Source organism: Polaromonas sp., from assembly GCF_013817205.1.
GTDB lineage: Bacteria > Pseudomonadota > Gammaproteobacteria > Burkholderiales > Burkholderiaceae_C > Polaromonas.
This window is the reverse complement of record NZ_JACDDD010000017.1, coordinates 1-7,592: the sequence shown is the minus strand read 5'-3', so window position 1 is coordinate 7,592 and position 7,592 is coordinate 1. Positions and strand designations below refer to the sequence as shown.

At 63.2% G+C, this 7,592-nt stretch carries 9 protein-coding genes; 2 read left to right on the top strand and 7 right to left on the bottom strand.

The window, feature by feature from the left end; translation table 11 throughout:
- Window positions 1-255: tRNA (cytidine(34)-2'-O)-methyltransferase (locus H0W47_RS05965; protein WP_296921846.1), on the top strand; the 255-nt coding region annotated here is incomplete at its 5' end.
- 308 nt (window positions 256-563) lie between these two features.
- Window positions 564-857, top strand: coding sequence for a hypothetical protein (locus tag H0W47_RS05960; RefSeq protein ID WP_296921844.1), 294 nt, complete (start codon window positions 564-566; stop codon window positions 855-857).
- Between the two features lie 10 nt (window positions 858-867).
- On the opposite strand, the gene H0W47_RS05955 is transcribed toward H0W47_RS05960, so the two are convergent.
- From H0W47_RS05955 to H0W47_RS05925, 7 genes are all read right to left on the bottom strand, one after another.
- The gene (locus H0W47_RS05955) at window positions 868-1,323 is read right to left on the bottom strand and encodes a MaoC family dehydratase (RefSeq protein ID WP_296921842.1); all 456 of its coding nucleotides are present in this window, start codon (window positions 1,321-1,323) and stop codon (window positions 868-870) included.
- Window positions 1,324-1,377: 54 nt separating this feature from the next.
- Entirely contained in the window at window positions 1,378-1,995 is a 618-nt protein-coding gene (locus H0W47_RS05950; RefSeq protein ID WP_296921840.1) for a ParA family protein, read from the bottom strand.
- Between the two features lie 206 nt (window positions 1,996-2,201).
- A complete protein-coding gene (locus tag H0W47_RS05945) occupies window positions 2,202-4,109 on the bottom strand; it encodes a serine/threonine-protein kinase (RefSeq protein WP_296921838.1) in 1,908 nt (635 codons plus the stop codon).
- A gap of 72 nt (window positions 4,110-4,181) precedes the next feature.
- Window positions 4,182-5,069, bottom strand: a complete 888-nt coding sequence (locus H0W47_RS05940; RefSeq protein ID WP_296921836.1) for an adenylate/guanylate cyclase domain-containing protein — start codon at window positions 5,067-5,069, stop codon at window positions 4,182-4,184.
- A 161-nt stretch (window positions 5,070-5,230) separates the two neighbouring features.
- On the bottom strand, window positions 5,231-5,986 hold the full coding sequence (locus tag H0W47_RS05935; RefSeq protein WP_296921834.1) for a sulfite exporter TauE/SafE family protein: 756 nt from the start codon (window positions 5,984-5,986) through the stop codon (window positions 5,231-5,233).
- A gap of 197 nt (window positions 5,987-6,183) precedes the next feature.
- Window positions 6,184-6,798 carry a tRNA-uridine aminocarboxypropyltransferase gene (locus tag H0W47_RS05930; RefSeq protein ID WP_296921832.1) on the bottom strand — a complete coding sequence of 205 codons (615 nt, stop codon included), beginning with the start codon at window positions 6,796-6,798 and terminating at the stop codon, window positions 6,184-6,186.
- Window positions 6,795-7,403 (bottom strand): hypothetical protein, encoded by a 609-nt coding sequence (locus H0W47_RS05925; protein WP_296921830.1) that lies wholly within the window; start codon window positions 7,401-7,403, stop codon window positions 6,795-6,797. The genes H0W47_RS05930 and H0W47_RS05925 overlap by 4 nt, the downstream gene beginning before the upstream one ends.
- Window positions 7,404-7,592 lie beyond the last annotated feature (189 nt).

Sequence of the window (7,592 nt, the reverse complement as noted above, 5' to 3'; positions counted from 1 at the left end):
GATCCGCTGCGCCTGTTTGCGCTGACCACTCATGGCACCCGCCGCGTGCATGACACGGCGTTTGCACCGGGCGACTGGCTGGTGTTTGGCTCGGAAACACGCGGATTGGCCCCGGAACTGCGCGGGACTTTTGCGCCCTCGCAGCGCCTGAAGCTGCCCATGCGGGAAGGGCAACGCAGCCTGAATTTATCGAACGCCGTGGCCGTGACCGTGTTCGAAGCGTGGCGGCAAAACGGCTTCGGCGTCCGGCTGTAAGCATTCTCGACGCCCAGTCTCGCAGCACCTGCACCAGGATGCCGCATGCCGGATGCTGCGCAACCGGCATGCGCGACAAAAGGTAAGGCTCGCCCTGTCCGGCGCCGCGCACACGCCCATGCCGGCGAGTTTTTACCTTTATCCGGGCAATATTGGCATTTTTGCAAGGGGATTTAAGGTCGGCGATTTACGAAAAATAGGTGAAAACCCTAGAATTGCTGTCTATACAACTTGCGTGTCGAGCACCGGCGCCAGGCTCCTGCAACACCTCGCTGGTCCCTATGACCGGCCGAGCATTCCTCCCGACCATGGTTATCTCCATTTTTGCCGCGCGGCAGCCTGCGCACTCCGCACCCCTGACGCTGGAACAGATCCGCCAGCGGATGTACCAGGCTGTGGCCGACTGCAAGGACATGAGCACCCAACGCGTCATCTACCGCATCAATGTGGCGGCCACACCTGCGGAACTGTGGCTGTTGCGCAGCGACCTGCACCAGTGCGTCGCCCGGGCGCACAACCAGGCCGAAGCCACCCTTCGCATCAATAATTTGCTCGATGCCTTTGCAGGCTGGGTGCCGTCGCGTCAGCTGCAGGCGATCTGATACGCCGCTCTCACGGATAGCGGCGGACCAGCGACTCGGCCACACATACCGGCTTGGCTGAACCTTCGCGTTCCACCAGGACTTCCCAGGTCATCTGCACCCCCTCGTCGGGAATCTGTTCGCAGGCCAGCAGTTTCATACGCGCGCGCAGGCGGCTGCCGACCGGCACCGGCGAGGTAAAACGCACCTTGTTCAGGCCGTAGTTAACGCCCATGCGGCTTTGCACGATCTCGAACGAGGATTCGAAAAACTTCGGCAGCAGGGACAGGGTCAGGAAGCCATGGGCAATCGGCGCGCCAAACGGCCCGACTTTGGCTTTTTCGGGATCGACATGGATCCACTGATGGTCGCCGGTGGCCTCGGCGAACAGATTGACCTGGGCTTGGGTGATGGTGAGCCAGTCGCTGACGGCGACTTCCTGGCCAACACAGGCCGCCAATTCGGAAAGGGTCTGGAAAGTTTTCATGCGTCCACTGTAAGGCCGCTGCACGCACCGGCTTGTCCAGCCAGTGACATCAACTCACTGCTCCAGCCAGCGGCAGATGCCGGCCCATTGCTCCAGGTCCTTTTCGAGGCGGCTGGGCGCCACGTCGAACAGCGTCAGGCCGCGCGCCGCCAGATGGATGTAGTTCTGCGTATCGCGCACATAACCAAGCACCGGCAGACCCAGGCCTTCGACAAAACTGCGCAGCTTGTCGGCAGCAATCGTGCGCGAATCCACCCGCATGCCAACGATGCCGACCTGCACCTTGCCGGCGCTGCGGTGTTCGGCGAGCTGGTCCAGAAAAGCCCGCGTGGCGAAGATGTCGAAGATGCTGGGCTGCAAGGGCACGATGACCTTGTCTGCCAGCTTGATCACGTCATTGAAGCGCCAGCCATGCAGGCCACCGGGCGTGTCGAGCACCACATGGGTCGTGCCCTTGGGCGGCTTGACGATCAGGTCCGCATTGACATCCCAGGTGGCGATGGGCCGGGCGGCCGCCGGGCGCAGCCCCAGCCACAGCCGCGACGACTGCTGGCGGTCCGCATCGCCGAGCATGACCGCATGGCCCTGACTGGCGAAATACCCCGCAACATTGGTGGCCAGCGTCGTTTTACCGACGCCACCCTTGGGATTGGCAATCACAACCACAGGCATGGATATCTCCCGATGTTTGAGCGCTATGGTAACGGCAGCCGCCCCGGACACCCACCGAGCAGCGCGCCCGCCTGTCGGCTCTTGTGGCCTTCAGCGCTATTTTTGCTGATAAAAATGGCTATCGGCCCATACGCCACGGTCGCAAGCAGCTCCGTTTTTTATAGCAGATTCAAAACGGGCTATTCGCAAAGGCACCCGCAACCCGCTCAAAAACCCCGCATCTCCTGTATTTGCTGCGCTTCGCGCCGACGGTTTTCGACCGCGCGCCGCTCCACGCAGATGGGATGCCTGGCAAACGCGGGCTTGGCACACTGTTCGTTCATGCATGACTGAAATGACAGCAGTATGCGGTTCTCGCAAGACTGGTTCGGACTGGAGGCCTGGGAAACAGCAGCAGGTTCAGGCGTTGCCGCCGTTTCTGGTGCCGGTTTCACAGGCGCAGCCTTGGGTGGTGCTACCTTGACTGCTGCCACAGGTGTTGCAGGTGCCACAGGTGGCGCAGGCAACACACGTTTCCCCCCGGCTCCCGCTACAGGGACCTCCGCCACCGCTGGGCCCGGCCGTGCGACTGCCCCCGGCTTGGGCTTGGCATCAGGCGCGGTGCCGGCAGCGGTGGCAGGCAACACAGACCCGGCGGGTGCTCCTTCAGCCGCGGGCGCAGGCGAGGCGGACCCTCCGCGGAACACCATGGCCATCACGATCAGCAGGGCCACACCGCAGGCTGTCGCCACAGACAGTAACCATTGCCGCACTGGCGGCTTCCCGGCCGATCCTGCCCCGGTGGCCGGAGCATCCGCAGCCCCACCTCCCGTTCCCATTCCGTTGGGACCGTTGACTACAGCCGAGGTAGCGGCAACGGGAGCCGCAGCCGACCCAGGTGCGACAGCAGGCACTTCTGCAGCCGGGGCAACGAGCTCCTGCAGACGGGTCCACTCTCCCCTGTCCTCTGCCGGCGCGGCCACGGTGATCGAGGCGGTCCCGGTGCCGCTCGCCGCGTCTTCGGCAACGTTGCCGCCCAGCTTCTTGAGTCGGCGGCGCGCCAGGTCCGCATAAATCCCCAAGGGGAAACGTTCAAGAAAACCCGCCAGGTCCTCGATGTCCTCGGAGTCCTTGATGTCCTTCCAGTAAACCAGCTCCAGCTCCTGGGTCACGGTCGAGCCGGTGTCGGTGCCCGACCCTAGCCGGACCGTCGAGCCGCCGGCGCGCGAACGCTGCAGGCCGGTATCCGTGGCATTGCCGGCGCGCCGGCCTGGCTGGCTGGCCGGCGGAACCACCGTCGGATCGGACGCCTGGCCCATCGCATCCTGCAGCGCCTGGGCAAACTCCTGCGCAGTGCCAAACCGCTGGTCGCGCTTTTTGGCCAGTGCCCGATCCAGCACCGCGTCGATGGCGGCTGGCAGCAGGGGGTTGGTTGTGCTGGGCGCGGCCGGCGTGTGGTTGACGATCTGCTGAATGATGGCGAAATCGGTGTCACCATCAAAGGGGCGCATGCCCGTCAACAACTGGTAGAGCACGATGCCCACGGCAAACAGGTCGGCCCTGGCGTCGATCGGCTGGCCCTGCACCTGCTCGGGTGACATGTATTTGAGCGTGCCGACCATGGACCCCTGGGTGCGCGTGGCTTCGCCGGAATCCTGGATGCGGGCCACGCCAAAGTCGGTCAGCTTGACCCGCCCGTCGGCCTCGATCAGCAGGTTGGCCGGCTTGACGTCGCGGTGCACGATGGCCTGGCGGTGCGCGTACTCCAGCGCCGACAGCAACTCGCGCATCATGGCCAGCGACTGCGCCAGCGAATACCGCTTGCCGCTGTTGAGATGGTGCTTCAAGTCCTCGCCCTGGATGAACTCCATCACCAGATAAGCCATGTCGCCATGACGGTCGGAGTCGTAGACGCTGACGATGTTGGGATGCTGCAGGCGCGCCGCCGAATGCGCCTCGGTCTTGAAGCGCGCTTCGTACTCGGCTGCGGCTTCCTCCGACAGATTCTCGACCTTGATGGTCTTGATCGCTACGCGGCGGTTCAGGTTCGGATCCCGCGCCTCATACACCAGTCCCATCGCGCCCTTGCCCAGCACGCGGATGATGTCGTAACGGCCAAGCTTGTTCAGGCTCATGGTTAGATGCGGTACGCTGGATACGTCTGGAAACAAAATTGATTCTAGCCTGCAAGCCCCGCAGAAAAAGTCTTAACTGCTGATGGAAAAGTTGATCAATGGACTGCCTTCCCTGCGCTCACAACCGGCGCTGATTTGCCCGCTGCCGACCAGATAACACTCGGTGCGGCGCAGCACCACGGCGTCGCTCTGGTTGCCGAAATACACCCAGGTGCCGTAACTTGAGGCATCACTGAGGACAAATTGCCCACCGCGCCACTCCAGCGTGGCGTGCATGCGCGACACGCGCGGGTCATTCAGCGTGAGGGTGGCGCCAGCGCCGCGCCCGATGGAAAGGCCCAGGCTGCGGGCGTCGATTTGTAGCGTTTGCTCGCCGGCCACCAGCGACAGCACCTGGGACGACGCACTGTCAGCCAGGGATCGGCCCATCATGGTGGCGTCCTCGTCTCGCCCGGCCTGCCACTCCACGCGGTAGACATGGCTGGCTTCGGCGCGGCCGCGCAAATGCATGGGCCCGAGGCTGCGCAGACTGGCCTGCTGCAGCGGCCCCAGCGCCAACCAGACGTTTTGCGTGGTGAGGATCTGCGCCGCACCGGCCAGGTCGGCCAGTCGGGCCGCCGAATTGACGGTGTCGCCAAAACAGTCACCGTCGATTTCCGCCACCTCGCCCGACTCGATGCCCATCTGCATCTGCACCGGCGCGCCACTGCCGCCGGGGCGTATGGGCTTTTCAAGAAAACGTTTCTGGATGCTGATGCAGGCGGCCAACGCATCACCCTCCTGCGGAAACACCACAAACAGGCCGTCGCCCAGCAACTTGACGACACGGCCACTGTGCTGCTCGAAAACCTGGCTCAGCGCGCCCACCAGTTGCGTGACGAATCGCGAGGCGGTTTCGTCCCCGAGCCGTTCGAACATGCTGGTACTGCCCACCAAGTCGGCAAACACCACGGTGGTCATGCAGGCGCCATCGCAAACAAAGACATGACGAGAACGGCGACCTTGGCAGTCGCTGGCCTCGACACGTAAGCATTTGTTCTCATGCAGAGATTTTCACCCAAAAGCAGGCGAGACCCTGTGCGGTTTTTACCGGTTTTCCCCTAATGCTGGCTCTCAACCCGCTAGCGAAAAGCGTCCCAGAGCAGTTTGATGCCGGTGAGAAACATGCCGACGTAAAGAATCCGGTAGAACAGCACCGGATCGATCCGCCTGGCCAGGCGCACTCCGATCCAGACGCCCAGCGGCGCCAGCGGCAGCAGCACCAGCGAGGTCGCCATGTTGCGCATGTCCAGCAAGCCCAGCCAGGCATAGGGGATCCACTTGGACAGGTTGATGACAAAAAAGAAAAACGCCATGGTGGCGGTGAAGGTCACCGGCGACAGCCTCAGCGGAATCACGTAGGCGCTCAGGGGCGGCCCGCCGGCGTGGGAGATGAAGCTGGTGAAGCCGGAGGTCACCCCCAGCAGCGCACCGAGCCAGCGCGGCGGCGGCGGGCTGTCGGGCTTGGGCGGAAAGGCCAGGCGCTGCGCCAGGAACAGCAGCGTGAAAACGCCGACGATGCCGGCCACGACCTTGGGCTGCATGATGCTGAACAGCAGCGTGCCAACCAGCGTGCCCAGCAGGCCAAAGGGCAGGAGAAACTTCACCAGCCGCATGTCGAAATCCTTGCGGAAGGCCGCCATGCCCAGGATGTCGATCAGCAGCAGGATGGGCATCAGGATGGCCGCTGCCTGCGGCACCGTGACCGCCAGCGCCATCATGGGCACGGCCAGCGACCCGAAGCCAGCACCGAAGCCGCTTTTGCTGATGCCCATCAGAAGGACGGCCGGGATGGCGAAAGTGTAGAAAAATGGGTCGGTGATGAGGGGAAAGTTCACGCAGTCAGTCCGGAAAGAAGCAGCCCACACCGGGCGCAGCCGCCAATTATCAGGCCTGCCCAAGGGGTTTCCACCAAGCGCCCTGCTAGGCTCCGGCACCGTCCTCTGGCACCGTTGCCCGGCGAGACCATGCATCAAAACAGGCTACAGCCCCCGTCAATCAAAGGTAATTAGCTATATTTTTAATAGCACTCTGCTCATGCCGCTGCGGCCCTGCCCAAGAAAGCCATCTGCTGCGCCACAAAACCGTCAAACGCATTCAGCAGAGGCTGGAACTGCCCCTCGTCGCCTTCGACTTGCGCCAGCGCGGCGCACACCGCTTCAAGCGTGGACAACTGGTCCGGCTGGCGAGCGCGGCGTAGCCGGTAGTTGGATGGCTGTACATCTCGCAGCGCCAGCCGGGGCAGGCGCTGGAGCGACGGGTTGAGGTAAAGCAGCTTGCGACTTTTGCGCCAGGTGCCGTCGAGCACGATCAGCCGCAGCCCCGACGGGTCCTGCAGCAGCTCGGGCGCCGGCTCAGGCGGCAGCGGCAGGCCGGCGCTGCGGTCCGACGGCAGGTCAGGATAGAGCAGCAGGTTGTGCCGCGTGTTGCCGGGCGGCTGCCACTCTTGCGCAGCAAACACCTCTCCGGCGATCAACCGGCTGGAAGGCAGGCTCAGATGCAGCAATCGGGCTGTGCCCTTGGGGTTGTCCGCTTCCAGCGGATGCTGCAAGATGAGCACCTCGACCCGGTAGGCCACCGGCGTGATCCAGCGGCAGATGCAGCTGCTTTGCGGGCGCAGGCAGGCCGCGCAGTGCAGCCGACCGGTCACCGGCCTATCACCGCCAGGTAGGCCTCACGAGTCTGCGGGTCCACCGACGCCAGCAGCTGCTGATAAGGCGTCTGGTGACGTGCCAGCATGCGCGCGGAGGCGATGGCTTTGGAGCGGCAATACCAGTGGCAGCTGTGCTGCATCAAAAACAGCTCGGCCGACAAGGTGTAGGCCTTGTCGCGTGCCTGGCGGCCCTTCTCGTTATTGACAGCACGGGCGATGCCCTCGGCGTGGACGGCGAGCATTTTGCGCATGTCAAAAGTGTTGTCAGGGAAAAACCGGTCGGTCTCGGGCAGAAACACCGGCAGCTTGCTGACGCGGGCATCCGCCACATCCACGGCTGAAAAATCCGCAGCGAAACGCCGGAACTGATCCACCAGTTGTTCTTCAGAGACCGCCAGCATGTTCCATATCTGCACCTGGCGTTCCGCGTCTTTTTCACCCAGCGCGCGCAAGTACCCCTCGGTCAGGCTTTCCATCAGCTTTTCGACCTGGTAGCGGCCCAGATGGCTGGCCAGCAGCGTGATGCGTTTTTTCTGAGTTTTCGATTTGAGCTGGTAGGCGGCGAAGGCTGCCACCATCAGCAGGAGCACAAAAATTTCCATCGGGGCGAGGGATCCTTTACAACAATGACTCAGTGTAGTGAATGCCGCGCAGCACCTGGCAGCGAGCTGAGTGTGAATCGCCCCGGGTTTCATGGAGGCTGTTTGGTTTAAGTCATGCCTCCACCGTGGAGGCTTGACTGGCGAGTTGCCGGTAGTAGTTTGCCTCAGCTTCTGCCGGAGGTATATATC